General features: G+C 61.7%; 20 protein-coding genes. 13 read left to right on the forward strand and 7 right to left on the reverse strand.

The annotated features are described in order from the left end of the window. Positions 1 to 235 precede the first annotated feature (235 nt). From gshB to QQL64_RS10280, 6 genes are all read left to right on the forward strand, one after another. Entirely contained in the window at positions 236 to 1,198 is a 963-nt protein-coding gene (gshB, locus tag QQL64_RS10255) for a glutathione synthase (protein WP_284398922.1), read from the forward strand. Further along, complete coding sequence (locus QQL64_RS10260) at positions 1,195 to 2,061, forward strand: cell envelope integrity TolA family protein (protein ID WP_284398924.1); 867 nt, start codon at positions 1,195 to 1,197, stop codon at positions 2,059 to 2,061. The genes gshB and QQL64_RS10260 overlap by 4 nt, the downstream gene beginning before the upstream one ends. Before the next feature lie 126 nt (positions 2,062 to 2,187). Further along, complete coding sequence (locus QQL64_RS10265; protein ID WP_284398927.1) at positions 2,188 to 2,757, forward strand: YqgE/AlgH family protein; 570 nt, start codon at positions 2,188 to 2,190, stop codon at positions 2,755 to 2,757. Then, positions 2,754 to 3,182, forward strand: a complete 429-nt coding sequence (gene ruvX, locus QQL64_RS10270) for a Holliday junction resolvase RuvX (protein ID WP_284398930.1) — start codon at positions 2,754 to 2,756, stop codon at positions 3,180 to 3,182. Before QQL64_RS10265 ends, ruvX begins: the two co-directional genes overlap by 4 nt. A 46-nt stretch (positions 3,183 to 3,228) precedes the next feature. Next, positions 3,229 to 4,155 (forward strand): aspartate carbamoyltransferase catalytic subunit, encoded by a 927-nt coding sequence (locus QQL64_RS10275; RefSeq protein WP_284398933.1) that lies wholly within the window; start codon positions 3,229 to 3,231, stop codon positions 4,153 to 4,155. Positions 4,156 to 4,226: 71 nt separating this feature from the next. Then, positions 4,227 to 5,999 (forward strand): hypothetical protein, encoded by a 1,773-nt coding sequence (locus tag QQL64_RS10280; RefSeq protein ID WP_284398935.1) that lies wholly within the window; start codon positions 4,227 to 4,229, stop codon positions 5,997 to 5,999. Between the two features lie 71 nt (positions 6,000 to 6,070). Here QQL64_RS10280 and QQL64_RS10285 read toward each other — a convergent pair whose 3' ends face one another. Together QQL64_RS10285 and QQL64_RS10290 are read right to left on the reverse strand one after the other, a co-directional pair. Next, the gene (locus QQL64_RS10285) at positions 6,071 to 7,240 is read right to left on the reverse strand and encodes a PilT/PilU family type 4a pilus ATPase (protein ID WP_284398937.1); all 1,170 of its coding nucleotides are present in this window, start codon (positions 7,238 to 7,240) and stop codon (positions 6,071 to 6,073) included. A gap of 55 nt (positions 7,241 to 7,295) precedes the next feature. After that, complete coding sequence (locus QQL64_RS10290) at positions 7,296 to 8,333, reverse strand: type IV pilus twitching motility protein PilT (protein WP_284398938.1); 1,038 nt, start codon at positions 8,331 to 8,333, stop codon at positions 7,296 to 7,298. 467 nt (positions 8,334 to 8,800) lie between these two features. Here QQL64_RS10290 and proC point away from each other — a divergent pair, with 467 nt between their 5' ends. From proC to QQL64_RS10305, 3 genes are read left to right on the forward strand one after another with little or no spacing between them, the layout of a single operon-like run. Beyond that, on the forward strand, positions 8,801 to 9,622 hold the full coding sequence (proC, locus tag QQL64_RS10295) for a pyrroline-5-carboxylate reductase (protein WP_284398940.1): 822 nt from the start codon (positions 8,801 to 8,803) through the stop codon (positions 9,620 to 9,622). A 7-nt stretch (positions 9,623 to 9,629) separates the two neighbouring features. Continuing rightward, the gene (locus tag QQL64_RS10300; protein WP_284398942.1) at positions 9,630 to 10,205 is read left to right on the forward strand and encodes a YggT family protein; all 576 of its coding nucleotides are present in this window, start codon (positions 9,630 to 9,632) and stop codon (positions 10,203 to 10,205) included. 11 nt (positions 10,206 to 10,216) lie between these two features. Next, positions 10,217 to 10,771, forward strand: coding sequence for a hypothetical protein (locus QQL64_RS10305; RefSeq protein WP_284398945.1), 555 nt, complete (start codon positions 10,217 to 10,219; stop codon positions 10,769 to 10,771). A gap of 5 nt (positions 10,772 to 10,776) precedes the next feature. Here the strand turns inward: QQL64_RS10305 and QQL64_RS10310 are convergent, their stop codons facing one another. The 3 genes from QQL64_RS10310 to pdxH are packed head-to-tail and all read right to left on the reverse strand — an operon-like array spanning position 10,777 to position 12,655. Continuing rightward, on the reverse strand, positions 10,777 to 11,595 hold the full coding sequence (locus QQL64_RS10310) for a cobalamin-binding protein (RefSeq protein ID WP_284398948.1): 819 nt from the start codon (positions 11,593 to 11,595) through the stop codon (positions 10,777 to 10,779). A gap of 18 nt (positions 11,596 to 11,613) precedes the next feature. Next, entirely contained in the window at positions 11,614 to 12,054 is a 441-nt protein-coding gene (locus tag QQL64_RS10315) for a secondary thiamine-phosphate synthase enzyme YjbQ (RefSeq protein ID WP_284398950.1), read from the reverse strand. Between the two features lie 13 nt (positions 12,055 to 12,067). Further along, positions 12,068 to 12,655 (reverse strand): pyridoxamine 5'-phosphate oxidase, encoded by a 588-nt coding sequence (gene pdxH, locus QQL64_RS10320; RefSeq protein WP_284398952.1) that lies wholly within the window; start codon positions 12,653 to 12,655, stop codon positions 12,068 to 12,070. A gap of 40 nt (positions 12,656 to 12,695) precedes the next feature. Here pdxH and QQL64_RS10325 point away from each other — a divergent pair, with 40 nt between their 5' ends. Further along, positions 12,696 to 13,526 (forward strand): kinase, encoded by an 831-nt coding sequence (locus QQL64_RS10325; protein ID WP_284398955.1) that lies wholly within the window; start codon positions 12,696 to 12,698, stop codon positions 13,524 to 13,526. A 62-nt stretch (positions 13,527 to 13,588) separates the two neighbouring features. Here the strand turns inward: QQL64_RS10325 and QQL64_RS10330 are convergent, their stop codons facing one another. Then, positions 13,589 to 13,792 (reverse strand): dodecin family protein, encoded by a 204-nt coding sequence (locus QQL64_RS10330; protein WP_284398958.1) that lies wholly within the window; start codon positions 13,790 to 13,792, stop codon positions 13,589 to 13,591. A gap of 419 nt (positions 13,793 to 14,211) precedes the next feature. On the opposite strand from QQL64_RS10330, the gene QQL64_RS10335 reads away from it, so the two are divergent. Then, complete coding sequence (locus tag QQL64_RS10335; RefSeq protein WP_284398960.1) at positions 14,212 to 14,970, forward strand: response regulator; 759 nt, start codon at positions 14,212 to 14,214, stop codon at positions 14,968 to 14,970. Positions 14,971 to 14,983: 13 nt separating this feature from the next. On the opposite strand, the gene QQL64_RS10340 is transcribed toward QQL64_RS10335, so the two are convergent. After that, the gene (locus tag QQL64_RS10340; RefSeq protein ID WP_284398961.1) at positions 14,984 to 15,814 is read right to left on the reverse strand and encodes an SDR family oxidoreductase; all 831 of its coding nucleotides are present in this window, start codon (positions 15,812 to 15,814) and stop codon (positions 14,984 to 14,986) included. Positions 15,815 to 15,842: 28 nt separating this feature from the next. Here QQL64_RS10340 and QQL64_RS10345 point away from each other — a divergent pair, with 28 nt between their 5' ends. Together QQL64_RS10345 and aroB are read left to right on the forward strand one after the other, a co-directional pair. After that, positions 15,843 to 16,385, forward strand: coding sequence for a shikimate kinase (locus tag QQL64_RS10345; RefSeq protein WP_284398964.1), 543 nt, complete (start codon positions 15,843 to 15,845; stop codon positions 16,383 to 16,385). After that, entirely contained in the window at positions 16,382 to 17,491 is a 1,110-nt protein-coding gene (gene aroB / locus QQL64_RS10350; RefSeq protein WP_284398967.1) for a 3-dehydroquinate synthase, read from the forward strand. Before QQL64_RS10345 ends, aroB begins: the two co-directional genes overlap by 4 nt. The last annotated feature ends 145 nt before the right edge of the window (positions 17,492 to 17,636 follow it).

A 17,636-nucleotide genomic window follows, 5' to 3' on the forward strand; every position in this document is an offset into this window, starting at 1 on the left:
AAACACTTCTCCGGCGCCTGATCTTCGTCAGGGCAGTCCGTCGTTGCTGTTTACTGCCTGCACGGCGTTCCGTCAAGGAAAAATCGCTTGTGGCAGCAACCCTTACCACTGGAAACGCGAAGCCATATGTGAAGATCAAGATGCTCGGCAAGCCCATCTGCGCGCTTCGCCCCCTCCTTGTGGCGTAACGACCACCTCAGCCAACATGCACACCCCCGCCTCGGAAACGACAACGATGCCCCGCTCGGTCGCCGTGCTGATGGACCCCATCGGCGCCATCAAGATTGCCAAAGACACCAGCTTCGCCATGTTGCTGGAGGCCGCCCGCCGCGGCCACCGCCTGTATTACATGGAACAGGGCGACCTGGCCTTGCGCGACGGCGCCCCCTGGGGCCACCTGCGCACCCTGACCGTGAAGGACGACCCGGCCGGCTGGTACACCCTCGGCGAGGGCCGCTGGACCGATCTGCGCGAGCTGGACATCGTGCTGATGCGCAAGGATCCACCCGTCGACGCCCAATTCATCTACGACACCATGGTGCTGGAAGCGGCCCAGCGGCATGGCGTGCAGGTCATCAACGACCCGCAGGCGTTGCGCGACTGCAACGAAAAGGTCTTCGCCCTGCAATTCCCCCAGTGCATGGCCCCCACACTGGTGGCGCGCGATCCGGCGGAATTGCGCCGATTCGTGGCCGAGCATGGCGACGCCGTGCTCAAACCCCTGGATGGTATGGGTGGGCGCGGTATCTTCCGGGTCCAATCCGGCGACAAGAACCTCAACTCGATGCTGGAAACCCTGCTCGGCGGCGACTCCCACGGCGAGGGACGCCAGTTCGCGATCGCCCAGAAATACATTCCCCAGATCAGCGCCGGCGACAAACGCATCCTGCTGATCGATGGCGAACCCGTCCCCTACGCACTCGCTCGCATTCCGCAAGGCAACGAATTTCGCGGCAATCTTGCGGCAGGCGGTCGTGGAGAAGGCATTCCCTTGAGCGACCGCGACCGCTGGATCGCCGCCGAAGTAGCGCCTGAGCTGCGCCGGCGCGGCCTGCGTTTCGTTGGCCTGGACGTGATCGGCGACTACCTGACCGAGATCAACGTCACATCGCCGACTTGCGTGCGCGAACTCGACCATCAGTTCGGGCTTAATATTGCCGGATTGCTGTTCGACGCGATCGAGAAAACTCCTGCGTGAATGCCGTTGCCCGCCACCCCGGCGATAACAAGATCGGGGCCACCTTCATCTTCTCGTTGCTGGTCCACGGCCTGCTGCTGTTCGGCATTGGCATCACGTACGTCGCCACTCGCCCCGCCCTACCCACGCTGGATGTGACCCTGGTCAACGTGGCGAACAACGACGCGCCCGACAAGGCGGACTTTCTCGCCCAGGCCAACAACAAAGGCGGTGGCGATAGCGACAAAGCCAATCGACCTTCGCAGCCCTTCTCGGGACTACTGCCCGTGCCAACCATGGGCAGCGCACCCCAGCCCGTGGCGGCTACGACACCTGCTCCGCAGCAAGCAACCGATCAGCGCATGCTGACGACCTCCGGCCGTGCCAGCTTCGCCGTCAACAGCGACAGTGCCAAGGACGTACGGGATACACCCGATGCCGCCAACGCCGACGAAGCAAACAACGAGCAAACAGCGGCCCAGCTTGCCGCCGAGATACGCAAAGAAAGTCAGGCCTACGCTAAACGGCCGCACAAGAAATACATCTCGGCAAGCACCAAGCAATACACATACGCGGCTTATATGCGCGGCTGGGTGGATCGTATCGAGCGCGTCGGCAACCTGAACTACCCCGAGCAGGCCCGCGAACAAAATGTGCACGGCGACGTGATTTTGACCGTAGGCCTGAATCGCGACGGCAGTGTTAACAGCATCGATGTCACGAACAGCTCGGGGTACGCCGTGATCGACAAGGCTGCCGAAGCCATCGTCCGTTTGTGCGCACCGTTCCCCGCGTTGCCGCCGGACAAGAGCGAAAAAGTGGACATTCTTTACATCACCCGCACCTGGGAATTTCAGCCGGGTGACGTGCTCAAGACACGTTGAGCATTCTGGCGAACCGGCGTCACGCGCAGATAACAAGGCGATAACCTGTCTACCTGAACATTCAGCGTAGCGTGCCTGCCGCCCGCACGGCAGACGCAATCAAGCCGCTGCGCTTACAATGCCCCCATGCACGCCAAGACGCCCCAGACCCTCGCCGGACAGTTCCTGATCGCCATGCCTAGTCTGGCCGAACCGCCGTTTTCGCGCGGCGTCGCTTTTCTGTGCCAGCACGATGAGGACGGCGCCGTGGGTCTGCTGGTCAACCAGCTTTCGGAATATCGCTTTGGCGATGTGCTGGCGCAGATGAAGTTGGGTTGCAGCGATCCCGAATTGGCCGATGCGCCGGTGCTGATCGGCGGCCCGGTGCAACAGGAGCGCGGCTTTGTCTTGCATCGCGAACACGGTCATTGGGAATCGAGTTATCGCATCAACGCCGATTGGTCGGTGACTACCTCGCGGGACATCCTGGTCGCGATGGCGGCCGGTGAGGGCCCGCGCCTCGCTCTGATGGCGCTCGGCTACGCAGGCTGGGGTGCCGGGCAACTGGAACAGGAACTCAAGGACAACACCTGGCTCACCGTCGAGGCCAGCGAGCGCGTGGTGTTCCACACGCCGTTGGAGGAGCGCTGGAGCGCGGCGGCCGGGCTGGTCGGCGTCGATCCGCTGCAACTGCCTGGCTACGCGGGCCACGCATGAGTTGCGCGCTCGGCTTCGATGTCGGCAGCAAACTCATCGGCGTCGCGGTCGGCAATCGTGTCACTGCAAGCGCCCGCGCCGTTACCACCATCGCCATGCGCGACGACGATCCCGATTGGGCGGCTCTCGATGCCTTGCGCAGCGAATGGTTGCCGGACACGCTCGTGGTCGGCCTGCCGCTCACGCTAGAAGGCGCTGAACAAGCCGCAAGTCAACGCGCGCGCCGCTTCGCCGAACGCCTGCACGAACGCTATCGCGTGCCGGTCATGCTGGTCGACGAACGCCACAGTTCACGCGAGGCGGCGCAACGTTTCGCCGATGCACGCGCTGCCGGCCTCAAGCGCCGCCGCGATGCTGCACAGATCGACGCCGAAGCAGCTGCCGTCATTCTCGAACGCTGGTTGCATGAGGGGACCAGCTCTTGATGAATCACCCATCCACGCATCGCATAACAAAACCAAGACGGTCACCATGATCCCACGCCTGCGCCACCTCACCACGCTGGAAAATCTTTCGCGCGAATGCATCGAGCGATTGCTGGATCGCGCCATCACCATGCGCGATGCCTGCGCACATGGCACACGCAAGCTGGATCTGCTGAACGGGCGTACCGTACTCAACTTGTTCTTTGAACCTTCCACGCGCACGCGTACATCGTTCGAACTAGCAGCACGGCGGCTGGGTGCAGACGTCATCAATTTTGATATCGGTTTCTCCTCCACCAGCAAGGGCGAGGAATTGTTCGACACCTTGCATACGCTCGAAGCGATGCATCTGGATGCCATCATCGTGCGCCACAAAGTTTCCGGTACGCCGGATGAACTCGTGCGCCACGCGATGAGTGGCGTATCGGTGATCAACGCCGGCGACGGCAATCGCGCGCATCCGACTCAGGGGCTGCTCGACGTGCTGACGATCCGCCAGCATCGGCCGGATTTCAGCAGGCTCACGGTCGTGATCTGCGGTGACGTGAGCCACTCTCGCGTCGCGCGTTCGGACGTGCACGCACTGACCAAACTGGGTGCCGGGGAAATCCGGCTGTGCGGCCCAGCCTCGCTCATGCCCGATGCCAGCGAATTTCCCAGCTGCAAGTTCTATGACGATTTCGACAAGGCGATCGAAGGTGCCGACGCCGCGATCATGCTCCGCCTGCAAAAGGAGCGCATGACCAGCACCGACCTACCGGACGAAAGCGCTTATTTCCGCGAGTACGGCCTGGATAGCCGCCGCCTGGCCAAGGCCGCGAAAGGATGTCTGGTGATGCACCCCGGCCCGATCAATCGCGGTATCGAGATCGCTCCGGAGGTCGCCGACGGGCCGCAGTCGCGCATCCTCGAGCAGGTCGGTAACGGGGTCTTCGTGCGCATGGCCGTACTGGGCGAAATGCTAGCCAGATAGGCGTCTGCGCAGCGGCATGGCAACAAAGCGGGCATAATGCCGCAGTAACACGACACCCCCAGGGAACGACTATGCGTATGACCAAGCGCGTGCTGGCGCTGGCACTGTCCGGCTTGATGCTGGCCGCCTGCTCGCACAAAGACAAGGATGCCCCCCTGGCTTTCGTGCCGGCGGATACGCCCTATGTGCTGGCCAACCTCGATGTGCTGGACAACGACACTCGCCAGGCGATCTTCGCCCAGGTCGATGCCGAAATGCCGGCCCAGGTGGCGCAGATGAAAACACAGGCCGATCAGCTGGCCGCCAACGATCCGGACATGGCGAAATACCTGCGCACCGTCGCGGGTGAATTTGACGGCAAGACGGCCGAACAAGTCGTCCAGGACACCGGCATCGATCCCAAGGGCCGTGCCGCGTTCTATGGGTCGGGCCTGTCGCCCGTGCTACGCATTGAACTTGCCGACGCCAAGGCCTTCAGCAGCTTCGTTGCGAAAATCCAGAACGACTACGGCAAGAAATTTGACGCGATCACGCTTGGCACGCAGAGCTACCAGCGCTACGTAGCCACCGCATCTCATCTGCAAGTCATCATCGCCGTGGTGGGCAAGCAGGCTGTGCTGGCGTTGCTGCCCGAGGATGCCCCGCAGCCGATGCTGCGCCAGGTGCTGGGCCTGGATCGCCCGGCCAAGAGCGTGCAGGACACCGACCGGCTGACCGATCTGGCCAAGGCTAAGGGCTATGCACCCTGGGCGGTCGGCCTGGTCGATTTCACGCGCCTGCTGCCGCTGGTAAGCGGGGGCCAGGATCCGCTGTCGCAGGCCTTGCTGAAGGCTCGCGCCGAGAGCGAATCGGCCAAGACCGGCGAACCGGTGCAGAACCTTATGCAGGTGCCGCCCAGCTGTCAGGCCGACGCGAACCGTATCGCCGCACGCATGCCGCAGATGAGCGTGGGCTACACCACGCTCGACGACAAGCATCGTGACATGCGTTTCGACGTGTCGCTGGCCAGCGACATCGCCACCGCCTTCAACGGTCTCAAGATCGAACTGCCTGGTCTGGGCAGCGATCCCACGGCACCGTTCGAGCTGAGCTTGGCCCTGCCGATGCCCCAGCTGCGCGCCTTCTGGGGCGCTCAAGCCGATGCGGTGGCGGCCAAGCCATTCACCTGCCCGATGCTCGCCAACCTCAACGACAGCTTCAATAGCCTCGGCGAGACCGTGCAAAAGGCCGCTGTGCCACCCATCGGCGATCTGCTCGGACTGCATGTCGTGCTGGACAACTACACGACCAACCCCGGCGGCGGCATGCCGAAGGTTTCCGGTCGTCTGTTGATCGGCACCAATAATCCGGCAGGTCTGCTGGCGATGGCACAGGTCACCAGCCCGCTGATCGCGGGTGTGAAACTCACTGACGACGGCAAGCCAGTCGTCCTGCCCGCTCAGATCACCAACGCACTCGGTGAACAGGGTTGGGCTGCCATGGGTGCCAAGTCGCTCGGCGTCGCCATCGGTGCCGATGAAGACAGCAAGCTCGCCGACATGCTCAAGCAGCCCGGCGGCGACAGTGGCCAATTGATGCGCATGCACCTCGACGGTGATATGTACGGCAATTGGATCCACATGCTGGAACAGCGTGCCGAGAACGCGGCGACGATAGCTGCTGCTGCGAATCCCGATGATGCCGGTGCCCAGGACGAGCAGAAGAATGCGGCCGCTGCGCTAGCGACTACCAAGGCCCAGTTCGCGGCGATGGAATCGGAAGCGGCGCATATCAAGGCCATCGGCGCCAACGTGCGCATGGACGATCAAGGCCTGGTGATCTTGACGCATACCGAGCTCAAGTAATCCGGCTCGTTATATGCGACAACAAAAAGGAGCCTACCGGCTCCTTTTTGTTATGCGTCTACAACTCAGAATCAGCGATGCAGGAAGCCGCCGCCGAGACCATTCTGGTTGCTTCGATCTTCTTCGATCTCGACGCCTTCCAATCCCTGCGACAACGTATGCGCATCACCACCCTGCGACAGCTTGATGCGCAGGCGCACTTCGTTGGAGCTGTCGGCATGGCGCAGCGCATCCTCGTAGCTGATCTCGCCGGCCTGGTAGAGAGTCACCAGGCTTTGGTCGAAGGTCATCATGCCGAGGTTGGTGGATTCCTTCATGACTTCTTTGAGCTTGTGGATCTCGCCCTGGCGGATGTAGTCCTGCACCAGCGGCGTGCCCAGCATCACTTCCATCGCCACGCGACGTGCCTTGCCGTCGGGCGTGGGAATCAACTGCTGCGCCACGATGCCCTTGAGGTTTAGCGACAAGTCCATGAAGAGCTGCTGGCGCCGATCTTCCGGGAAGAAGTGCAAGATGCGGTCGATCGCCTGGTTAGCGTTATTGGCGTGTAGCGTGCACAGACAAAGGTGACCGGTTTCGGCGAAGTTGATCGCGTATTCCATCGTCTCGCGCGTACGCACCTCACCGATCAGGATGACGTCGGGAGCTTGACGCAGCGTGTTCTTCAGCGCGTTTTCCCACGTATCCGTATCGATACCCAACTCACGCTGGGTGATGATGCAACCTTCGTGTTTGTGTACGTATTCGATCGGATCTTCGATGGTGATGATGTGACCGGTCGAGTTCTGGTTGCGATAGCCAACCATCGACGCCAGCGACGTGGACTTACCGGTACCGGTCGCACCCACGAAGATGATGATGCCGCGCTTGGTCATCGCCAGTTGCTTGATGACCGGCGGCAGACCCAGCTCTTCGATGGTAGGAATTTTCGAGTCGATCCGGCGCAGCACCATGCCCACGCAATTGCGCTGATAGAAGCACGACACACGGAAGCGACCCACGCCCTGCGCGGAAATCGCAAACTGGCATTCGTGCGTCTTTTCGAACTCCTCGCGCTGTGCCGGCGTCATCACGTTGATCACCATGTCGCGCGACTGCTGCGCGGACAACGGACTTTGCGTGATCGGCACGATGCGGCCCTGCACCTTCATCGAGGGCGCCACGCCGGCCGTGATGAACAGGTCCGACGCTTTTTTGTGGACCATCAGTTTCAGAAACGAGGTGAAGTCGAATTCGCTCATGGCGATCTCCCACTGGGACGGGCATCAGGACTGGGGATCGCTCCCCCTTCCCGTCTTACTTGAACACTTCCTTGTTCTTGGCATAACCGATCGCCTGCTGACGCGCGATCACGCCGCGCTTCACCAAGTCGAGCAGCGTCTGATCCAGCGTCTGCATGCCGTACTGCTGGCCGGTCTGGATCGAGGAATACATCTGCGCCACCTTGTCCTCGCGGATCAAGTTACGGATGGCGGGAATGCCGACCATGATCTCGTGCGCCGCAATACGGCCTCCGCCGACCTTCTTCAGCAGCGTCTGCGAGATCACCGCGCGTAGCGACTCCGATAGCATCGAACGCACCATCGGCTTTTCGCCGGCCGGGAATACGTCGATGATGCGGTCGATGGTCTTGGCCGCCGAACTGGTGTGCAGCGTGCCGAACACCAAGTGGCCCGTTTCCGCGGCAGTCAGCGCCAGGCGGATGGTTTCAAGGTCGCGCAACTCGCCGACCAGGATGAAGTCCGGGTCTTCGCGCAGTGCCGAGCGCAGCGCTTCGTTGAAGCCATGCGTATCGCGATGCACTTCGCGCTGGTTGACCAGACACTTCTGCGAGGTGTGCACGAATTCGATCGGATCCTCGATGGTGAGGATGTGGCCGTATTCGTTTTTGTTGATGTGATCGACCATCGCTGCCAGCGTGGTCGATTTACCCGAACCGGTGGGTCCGGTGACCAGGATCAGCCCCTGCGGCTGTTCGATCAGCTCGCGGAAAATCTTCGGGCAACCGAGGTCGTCTAGCGTGAGCACTTCGGACGGAATGGTACGGAACACCGCACCCGCGCCGCGGTTCTGGTTGAAGGCGTTGACGCGGAAGCGCGCCAGGCCGGGAATCTCGAACGAGAAGTCGACCTCGAAGAATTCTTCGTAATCGCGACGCTGCTTGTCCGACATGATGTCGTAGATCAGCGAATGCACCTGTTTGTGTTCCAGCGCCGGGATGTTGATGCGGCGCACGTCGCCATCCACGCGGATCATCGGCGGCAGCCCCGCCGACAAATGCAAGTCGGACGCCTTGTTCTTCACCGAGAAGGCAAGCAGTTCGGCGATGTCCATCGGATGTATCCCCTCAACCGATCGTCAAGTATGAAAATACGTGCCACAAACAGGACGACGGTACGACACCGTGGATGGACTTTCCGGCTGCGGGCATACCTGCCCCGCCGTTCCCCCGATCCCTTGCAGCTGAACCGGATACTACTCGCGGCGGCAGTCGGGCGGCCAGTCTTTCTGGCTTGGATAGCGCGTAATTGTTGTCAAATGCGAGCATGCACACACTCCGACGCCTTATTTGAGACGGCTTTTCTGCGTTCGCCTCCTCTCCCCTCCGGGGAGAGGATTGAGGTGAGGGGCCCATCTTGCGCCACCCTTCCATCGAAGCGTGCTTTGAATCACTTAAGTCGCAAGATTGGCCCCTCATCCCAACCTTCTCCCCGGAGGGGAGAAGGAGCAAACGCAAAGAGCCATGCCTATGCTGGCTCCAGTAAGGTATGTCACCCGGAACCCGTTTGGACAAAGGCGACATGGCACGAATTGCATTCATCGGCGGCGGCAACATGGCGCGCAGCCTGATCGGCGGCCTGCTCAAGACCGGTGTGGCCGCCGCCAATCTACGCGTCGCCGAGCCCCTGGCGCAGGCGCGGGAGAGTCTGGGGCGCGATTTCGGCGTCGCCACCTTCGCCGACAACCGGCTCGCCGTGGCGGATGCCGACGTGTTGCTGCTGGCCATCAAGCCGCAGGTGATGCCGGCGATCCACGCCGAGCTGCGCGACACGCTGCAGCGCAACCGCCCGCTGCTGATGTCGATCGCGGCCGGTGTGCGTATCGATCAGCTCGAACGCTGGTTCGGCAATCTGCTCCCCATCGTGCGCTGCATGCCCAACACGCCCGCGTTGATCGGCGCCGGCGCCACCGGTCTGTGCGCCAACCTGCGCGTTACACCGCAGCAACGCGAGCAGGCACAGCACATCATGGATGCGGTCGGCGTCACCCGCTGGATTCACGATGAGGCGTTGATGGATACCGTCACCGCCATCTCCGGATCCGGGCCTGCCTATTTCTTCGCCATTGTCGAGGCGCTCGAGGATGCCGCCGTGGCACAGGGCATGCCGCGCGAAACGGCGCGCATCCTGGCCACGCAGACTTGCCTTGGCGCAGGGCGCATGCTGGTCGAAAGCAACGAGGCCCCGTCGGTATTGCGCCAGCGCGTTACCTCGCCGAATGGCACCACTCAAGCGGCGCTGGAAAGCTTCAGCGCAGATCAGCTGCCACGCATCGTCGCCCGCGCAGTAGCCGCTGCCACACGTCGCGGCGAAGAGCTCGCGGCTGCCCTCGACAAGGATTGATCCATTTATGTCTTATCTGCTCAATGCTTTGTCGCTGCTGATCCAGGTTGCCTTCGGTGCCATCGCCACGCTGTTTCTGTTTCGCCTGGCAGCCGAAGCCAATCGCGCCGATTTTCACAACCCGCTCAGTCAATTCATTTATCGCTATACCAATCCGGTGCTAGCACCGATCCGACGCGTGCTGCCGAACTGGCGACGTATCAACCTGGCGGCGCTGTTGGTCGTCTGGCTGACGTTGCTGCTGGAGCGCGTAGTGATCTTCGGCCTCGCTGGCTTTGTGCCGCATCTGCCTGGACTATTGATCCTGTCGCTGGCCGATCTGCTCGACTTCGTGCTGTTGTTCTACATCGTGGTGATCTCCGGATGGTCGCTGCTCAGCATGCTTTCTGCCGATCCGCATCAACCGCTGATCCGGCTCGCAGGTGCGATCGTGCAGCCCATATTGCGCCCTCTGCGCGGGAAGCTGGTGGTGGGAAGCATCGACTTCTCACCCACCGTCGTGGTGATTGTGCTGCTGCTGGCGCGTCTACTTTTGGTCGCACCGCTGTTCGATTTGGGTGCGCGTCTGGCACAGGGCGGCTGAGTCGCCGGCCTATGCGTAGATGCTCGCTACTGCTGTGGTTAGGCCTGGTTCCCGGGATCGTCTTCGCGCTGCCGGCCGAGCCACCGCAGGTTGTCGTGCGTGGCACCGTCACCACCGACAGCGGCGAACATCCGGCATGGTTTACGTTGATTTGCACGCAGGGCGCAGGGGCAGCACTCTCTCTGCAGCTGACACTCGGTATCGACAGCGCACCCGGCTTTCCCTTCGACGCATACGAAGGTCCGCATGCACCCGCTTCGTACCAGCCCAGCGCGCAGTTGCAAGTAGGCAAGCAGCGATTCGCCGCTGCCACCGTAGCCGGCTGGCGCAGTGGTGACGTGGACAGTGCCTATGTCTTCGGCATCGCCACCGAACCAGGTCGCCGCAACACCGCAACGGGAGTCGCCGCCGCGCTTGGCAAGCCCGGAGCCACGCTGACCTGGGTGCAGGTCAGCGGGAATCTGCAAACGCCGCCGCTGGTGGCGCAATTTGCGCCTGACGCCACGCAGATCAATGCACTGAAATCGATTGCGGCACCGTGCTTACCGGGTCGTCGACGCGGTTAACGCACTCAGTTTTGGCGCGCAGCCCAAGCGGCGATCAAGGCGTGGATGGCATCGAGCCCATCGAATAGTGCCGCCGGCCCAGGCTGCAAAATGATCGGCGATTTGATCTCGTATAGATCACCGTTACGTACGGCAGGAATGGCATCCCATCCTGGCCGCGCAGCGACGCGTTCGGGACGGAAACGCTTGCCGCACCATGAGCCCAGGATGATGTCCGGCGCACGCCGCACCACTTCATCGCCATTCGCCAGAATGCGCTGCTTCGCCAACGCCTCGCGCGCCAGCTCGGGAAACGCGTCATCGCCACCGGCGATGCCGATCAGCTCGGCCACCCAGCGAATGCCAGTGATGATCGGGTCGTCCCATTCCTCGAAATACACTTTGGGACGCCGCGACAGTTGCGCAGCGGCAGCACGCACTTGGGCCAGATGCGCTTCGGCACGTTGTGCATAGCGCTCGGCCTTTTCGTGTGCACCGACCATCGCACCGAGCCGCCGAATGTAGGCAACGATGCCGTCCACACTGCGATGGTTGCTGATCCACACTTCTATGCCTGCATGGATCAACGCGCGCGCAATATCAGCTTGAATATCGGAAAACCCGATCACCAGATCCGGCTCGAGTGCCAGGATTTCTCCGACCTTGGCACTGGTGAATGCCGATACCTTCGGCTTTTCCTTGCGCGCACGCGGTGGCCGCACAGTGAATCCGGAAATGCCGACGATGCGATGTTCTTCACCCAACGCGTACAGAACTTCGGTGGGTTCTTCCGTAAGGCAGACAATGCGATGAGGAAAGGGATCGATAGTTGAGATATGCGTCATGCCGGAAGACAGTGAGGATTAATGACCGAGCACGGTGACGGTGACTTTCCGCTGATGCGGATCCACTCGGTGCTCCCACAAATAAATCCCCTGCCACGTACCCAGCTGCGGTTTACCGCTGTGCACGGGAAGAGTGAGGCTTACGCCGGTGAGGATGGCGCGCACGTGGGCCGGCATATCGTCCGGACCCTCCGCGTCATGCTGAAAAATCGCATCGCCATCGGGCACGGCGCGGGCGAACCAGCGCTCAAGGTCGGTGCGCACGGCCGGATCGGCATTTTCACTGATCAACAGCGAACAACTGGTATGCGTAGTGAAGACATGGACGATGCCCGTCTGCACACCGCTTGCCGTGACCAGCTCGGTCACTTTGCTGGTGATCTCGCTGAAACCCCGGCCGCGGGTATGCACGGTAAAAGCATTCTGCGCGACATGTTCCGCAGGCGTTGCTCGGCTCATGGCGCGCTCCGGGTCATGGATAAAGCAGGCGGCTGGTCCACGTCTGGCCGTGCCGATCCCAGCGCACGCGCTCGTGCAACCGGAAATTGGCGCCGTACCAGAACTCGATCATGTCCGGCTCCACCACGTAACCACCCCAATGCGGCGGGCGCGGCACATCGCGGCCGGCAAACTGTTGCTCGTAGTGGGCCACGCGCTGCTCGAACACTTCGCGTTGCGGCAAGGTCTGCGACTGCAACGAAGCCCAGGCGCCGATCTGGCTGCCACGCGGGCGGCGCGCGAAATAAGCATCGGACTCCTCTGCCGGCAATTTGCGGGCCACCCCTTCCACACGCACCTGCACACCTTCACGCAGTCGCTTCCAGTGGAAGCACAGGGCGACTTGCGCATGAGCGTCCAGCTGCACGCCTTTATCGCTCTCGTAATTGGTAAAGAAGCGGAAACCGCGCTGGTCGGCTTCTTTCAGCAATACGATGCGGGCGCTCACACGACCGGCGGCATCGACACTGGATAGGCTCATCGCCGTCGGCTCGGGATCGCCGCTTGCGACAGCCTGGTCCAGCAAGGTGTTGAACGTGTCAAGAATCTCGGGTTTCAGCATAGGGACTTGAATCGTAGCCAGCGCACGTCATCATGACGCGATGATGGAGGATGCTAGCACGCAAAATCTGGCCCTCGCCGGGCACCTGCTAGACCATTACGCCGGCCGCATCGCGCGGACGCACCGGCCGTACGTGCTCGGCCTGTCGGGTCTGCAGGGCAGCGGCAAGAGCACCCTGGCACGGGTGATCAAGACCCAGGCCGAACAGCGCAAATGGCCGGCAGAAGTACTTTCGCTGGACGACTTTTATTACTCGCGCAGTGAACGCGAAACGCTAGCTCACCAGGTTCATCCGCTGCTGCGCACTCGTGGCGTACCGGGCACGCATGAGATCGAATTACTGCTATCCGTGCTTGCCGCACTGCCACATGCTTCGGACAAACTGCCGGTAACGTGGCCCCGCTTCGACAAAGGCCGCGATACGCGTATGGCTCCTTCGCGCTGGCCGCGTGTCATCCGACCGCCGCGACTGGTCATCGTCGAAGGCTGGGCCCTGGGTCTGCGTCCACAGCTGGAAAGCGCGCTAGAACCACCGGTGAACGAATTGGAACGCAAGGAAGACGAGGACGGCCGCTGGCGTCATTGGGTCAACAAACAACTGCGCGCCTATCAACCGCTATGGCGCAAGCTCGATGCGTTGATTGTGTTGCAGGCACCCAATTGGGAAGTCGTGCGCGGCTGGCGCAGCGAAACCGAAAAGGAACTGCTGGCCCGGCGTGCGCCGCTGGCCATGGATGCTGCGGCGATGGAGCGCTTTCTCGCCCATTTCGAACGGCTCAGCCGGCATGCCCTGGCGACGTTGCCGGTACTGGCCGATACCTGCGTGGAATATGACACTGGGCATCATGTGACCGGCCTCAACCACAGTTGAGACCCGTGTCGGCCGGGCATGGCCGGCCGACGCGGATAAGGGCCTGTGTGCGATCCCGCCGTTTATTGAACGACGAAATTGATGCGCATGTTGACGCGCCATTCCACGACCGATCCATCATCCTTGGTGATGACTTTGATGTCTTTGACCCAGGCGCCCTTGATCTGCTTGACCGACTCAGAGGCCTTGCTCAAACCGTGCTTCACGGCGTCCTCGACGCCCTTGCTGGACGAAGCGGTGATCTCGATGACCTTGGCAACCGACATGGTGGCTCTCCTGCGTAACAGGTAACCGCGCAAGCGACGCGGCAGCGCTCCCCCGAACCGCCAGTCTGACGGCCCCCACGGGTGGGCACAAGTCGCTATGCCGCGCACCGCAACAGGACGTGCCTCATGGTGCGTAACGCCGCCATGTCCGAAACGCTGATCGGCTTCGCAGCGAATCCAGTTCTGCACAACCCTTTTAGGAATAGAACTATAGGCCTTCGATCTAGCACGAACCATAATTCCCCTACATCGAATCCCATCAAAAAGCACTTGGTGTTTTTAACCGATTCGATCACGTCACTAGCCAATTCACGCTCCGTGACGCAAATACAAAGACCTCCCTGGAACCGACCCATCGTCTGATCACGTTGAATATGGCGCCATGGAAGACGCCAACTCAGCAACCAAGTATCGTGCCGATGGACCTGACCGAAAAGAAAACCCCGCTGGAACCGCGTCACCTAAATGGCCGTCCAGTGCGGATCGCCCTGGTGGACGACCACCCCCTCCTGCTTGCAGGTCTCTCGCACGAACTGGAAAAACATCCTGGCCTTACCGTGGCGGGAACGACACAGAACTCGACCGAGCTGGTGGCGCTGCTCAATAAGCATCCCGTCGATGTGGTCGTCTCCGACTACACCATGCCCGGTGGCGACTATGGGGACGGCATGGCGCTTTTTGGGTTCCTTAAACGCCGTTTCCCGGGGATTCGGCTTATCGTAGTGACCATGATGAGCAATCCCGCCATCATCCGTTCACTGGTGGCACAAGGCATTCATTGCATTTTGAGCAAGGCCGATTCGCTGGTGTATATCGCGGGCGGTGTGTATGCCGTGCTTGCCAATAAGCACTACTACTCGCCATCCATTGAAGCGATCGTAAAAATGCATGGCATCGATGACAATGCCACTGCGACATCGGCGAAAAACCTGACCATACGCGAGCTGGAAGTCGTTCGACTTTTCGTATCGGGTCTCACGATTACTGAAATCGCCGAGCGTCTGCACCGCAGCAAGCAAACCATAAGCACCCAGAAAATGAGCGCGATGCGCAGGCTTGGCATTCGTCGTGACGCCGACCTCATCATGTACGGCGTGAACGCCAATCTCACCTCGCACACTGTGCGTACCGACACCGAAACGCTGCCTGCGTATCTATCCGATATGGGTGACAGCTAACACCGCACAGCGATCATTGCGTATCCAGCAGTTTGGCGTAACCCGCGCGCGCATCCGGCCAGCGGACTCGAAAGCCGCTGGCATGCAGACGCGCATTGCTGAGCCGCTTGCTGCCTAACCCAGCCGGCGCCGGTCCTTCCGGCACGGCCGGCGCACCAATCAATGCAGCGAGGCTGCCATACAGCTCATTCAGCGGCAACGGCGTGTCGTCGACCCCCAGATACAATGCTTGCGGCTCACGCAGCTCGACCAGATGCGCGATAGCCGACGCCGCATCATCGACATGGATGCGATTGGCCCAATGCCCGCGTGGCGCGTGCACCAGTCCTGCGCGCAGGCGTTCGATCAGCTGCATGCGCCCTGGTCCATAGAGGCCAGCAAGCCGGAGCACAACGGACCGAACCGGCTGGGTCGATAACCATTGTTCTGCCTCCAGCAACACTTTGCCGTTGAAGCCAAGCGGCGCAGGCGGCGTGCGCTCATCCACCCACTCATCGCCGTGTTCGCCGTAAACAGCACTGGAAGAAACGAACAGCACGCGTCGCAGCGGACTTTCAGTCAATGCAGCCAACATATGCTGCAGGCCATCGACGAAAACGCTGCGATAAGCCTCCTCCTCACGACCACCGGGCGTTGGCAGATAGATCAGTTGCGTGATTCCTGCGGGAAGGTTCGACAGGGTTTCCGCCCTCGCCACGTCCGCACACAGCCAGTGTATGGATGAGTTGTTCAGCGCCGGCGGATGGCGCCGCAGCGCGTAAACCTCATCGCCGCGCGCCAATAGCAGCTGAGCCACGCGTTGCCCCAGATCGCCGCATCCTGCAATAAGAACCCGTTCGGACATCTATTCACCCACTTGCTAAAATCAGCCCATGAACCCTTCGCGCAACTTGTTCCTGGTCGGCCCGACCGGTGCCGGCAAGACCTCGATCGGCCGACAGCTGGCGGCACGCTATGACATGCCGTTCGTCGATCTGGACCAGGAAATCGAGCGCCATACAGGTGTATCGGTGAGCACCATCTTCGACGTCGAAGGCGAGGAAGGTTTTCGCCGACGCGAATCGGCCCTGCTGGACGAGTGTAGCCGCCGCCCAGGGGTAGTGCTGGCCAGTGGCGCGGGCGCCGTGCTCGATCCTGCCAACCGTCGTCATCTAGCACAACGCGGTTATGTGGCATGGCTTCAAATCACCGTACCGTTGCAACTGCAACGCCTCGCGCACGACAGCACGCGCCCGTTGCTGGCCGATAGCGATCGTCATCGGAAACTCGATGCCATGGCTGCCGCGCGCACATCGCTCTATGCGGAGATCGCCGATCTGATCATTCCACACGGCGGCGAACACGAAAGCGTTGCGGCCGCGAGCGAACGTTGCATCGCATTGATCGATCAACACTGGAACCGGCAGGTCGCATGATCAGCAACGCAATAAACCAGACCATCGACGTCGCACTCGGCGAACGCAGCTATCCGGTATGGATCGGGCGCGGATTGCTCGACGACACGTCGCGTTGGCGCGCTGCCCTGCGCGGCCGGCACGTGCTGGTGCTCAGCAACCGCACCGTCGCACCGCTTTATCTGGAGCGTGTAACGCGTGGTCTCGATGGCTTGCATTGGTCGTCATTCCTGCTCGATGACGGTGAAGCGCATAAAAGTTTCGCCAACGTCGGCCTGGCGCTGGATGCGCTCGCGTCGCTCGGCGCCACGCGCGATGCCTGCGTGATCGCACTGGGCGGCGGCGTGGTGGGCGATCTCGCTGGCTTCACCGCCGCTTGCTGGATGCGCGGCATCGACTTTATCCAGATGCCGACGACGTTGCTGGCGATGGTGGATTCCTCAGTCGGCGGCAAGACCGGCGTGAACCTGCCGGCGGGCAAGAATCTCGCCGGGGCCTTTCACCAGCCCCGCGCCGTGATCGCCGACATCGGCACACTGGACAGCTTGCCCGACCGCGAATATCGCGCTGGCATCGCCGAGATCATCAAGGGCGCCGCGATTGGCGATCCAGATTTCTTTGCATGGCTGGAACAGCACGCCAAGGCTCTGACCGCACGCGATGAAGTCGCCCTCGTGCACGCGATCGCCGCCAAGGTACGTTACAAAGCAGGCGTCGTCGCCCGCGACGAAACCGAACAGGGCGAGCGTGCCCTGCTCAATCTCGGCCACACGTTCGGCCATGCACTGGAAACTGCCGGCCGCTACACCACCCTGCTGCACGGCGAGGGCGTCGCCATCGGCATGTTGCTGGCCGCCAGGTTGTCAGAACGGCTTGGGATGAGCGCGCCTGCAGATACCACTCGCCTGGAACAACTATTGAAAGCCGTTGGCCTGCCTACCACCGTCCCACCAGGTTCCGACCCGCAACAATTGCTTGCCCTGATGCGGCTGGATAAGAAAAACACCGCCGGCACCCTGCGCTTGATCCTTTGGCGCGGTATCGGGCGTGCCGAGATCGTGGCCGGCGTCAATGAAGCGGACGTGCTCGCTGTTTTGAAGGAAGCGGCGACCGAAAAGGGGCCATAACGCCCCGAACCCACACTGCCCTCGCTAGCAGCCCGCCGCCCCTAGGGCCTGTTCGCACTATTCGCGTGGCCCGCGCCGGGAGCTGTTTGCGCGCCAGCCAAGGAAGAGCGAAGGAGTGTACGTCCGTACACGACTGAGCGATGAC

The organism is Dyella lipolytica (assembly GCF_030160075.1).
GTDB lineage: Bacteria > Pseudomonadota > Gammaproteobacteria > Xanthomonadales > Rhodanobacteraceae > Dyella_B > Dyella_B lipolytica.

What these genes read in the sequence shown, in the direction of transcription:
- gshB (WP_284398922.1), top strand. Translation starts at nt 236, where the DNA reads ATGCCCCGCTCGGTCGCCGTGCTGATGGACCCCATCGGCGCCATCAAG.
- QQL64_RS10265 (WP_284398927.1), top strand. Translation starts at nt 2,188, where the DNA reads ATGCACGCCAAGACGCCCCAGACCCTCGCCGGACAGTTCCTGATCGCC.
- ruvX (WP_284398930.1), top strand. Translation starts at nt 2,754, where the DNA reads ATGAGTTGCGCGCTCGGCTTCGATGTCGGCAGCAAACTCATCGGCGTC.
- QQL64_RS10275 (WP_284398933.1), top strand. Translation starts at nt 3,229, where the DNA reads ATGATCCCACGCCTGCGCCACCTCACCACGCTGGAAAATCTTTCGCGC.
- QQL64_RS10280 (WP_284398935.1), top strand. Translation starts at nt 4,227, where the DNA reads ATGCGTATGACCAAGCGCGTGCTGGCGCTGGCACTGTCCGGCTTGATG.
- QQL64_RS10285 (WP_284398937.1), bottom strand. Translation starts at nt 7,240, where the DNA reads ATGAGCGAATTCGACTTCACCTCGTTTCTGAAACTGATGGTCCACAAA.
- QQL64_RS10290 (WP_284398938.1), bottom strand. Translation starts at nt 8,333, where the DNA reads ATGGACATCGCCGAACTGCTTGCCTTCTCGGTGAAGAACAAGGCGTCC.
- proC (WP_284398940.1), top strand. Translation starts at nt 8,801, where the DNA reads ATGGCACGAATTGCATTCATCGGCGGCGGCAACATGGCGCGCAGCCTG.
- QQL64_RS10300 (WP_284398942.1), top strand. Translation starts at nt 9,630, where the DNA reads ATGTCTTATCTGCTCAATGCTTTGTCGCTGCTGATCCAGGTTGCCTTC.
- QQL64_RS10305 (WP_284398945.1), top strand. Translation starts at nt 10,217, where the DNA reads ATGCGTAGATGCTCGCTACTGCTGTGGTTAGGCCTGGTTCCCGGGATC.
- QQL64_RS10310 (WP_284398948.1), bottom strand. Translation starts at nt 11,595, where the DNA reads ATGACGCATATCTCAACTATCGATCCCTTTCCTCATCGCATTGTCTGC.
- QQL64_RS10315 (WP_284398950.1), bottom strand. Translation starts at nt 12,054, where the DNA reads ATGAGCCGAGCAACGCCTGCGGAACATGTCGCGCAGAATGCTTTTACC.
- pdxH (WP_284398952.1), bottom strand. Translation starts at nt 12,655, where the DNA reads ATGCTGAAACCCGAGATTCTTGACACGTTCAACACCTTGCTGGACCAG.
- QQL64_RS10325 (WP_284398955.1), top strand. Translation starts at nt 12,696, where the DNA reads ATGATGGAGGATGCTAGCACGCAAAATCTGGCCCTCGCCGGGCACCTG.
- QQL64_RS10330 (WP_284398958.1), bottom strand. Translation starts at nt 13,792, where the DNA reads ATGTCGGTTGCCAAGGTCATCGAGATCACCGCTTCGTCCAGCAAGGGC.
- QQL64_RS10335 (WP_284398960.1), top strand. Translation starts at nt 14,212, where the DNA reads ATGGACCTGACCGAAAAGAAAACCCCGCTGGAACCGCGTCACCTAAAT.
- QQL64_RS10340 (WP_284398961.1), bottom strand. Translation starts at nt 15,814, where the DNA reads ATGTCCGAACGGGTTCTTATTGCAGGATGCGGCGATCTGGGGCAACGC.
- QQL64_RS10345 (WP_284398964.1), top strand. Translation starts at nt 15,843, where the DNA reads ATGAACCCTTCGCGCAACTTGTTCCTGGTCGGCCCGACCGGTGCCGGC.
- aroB (WP_284398967.1), top strand. Translation starts at nt 16,382, where the DNA reads ATGATCAGCAACGCAATAAACCAGACCATCGACGTCGCACTCGGCGAA.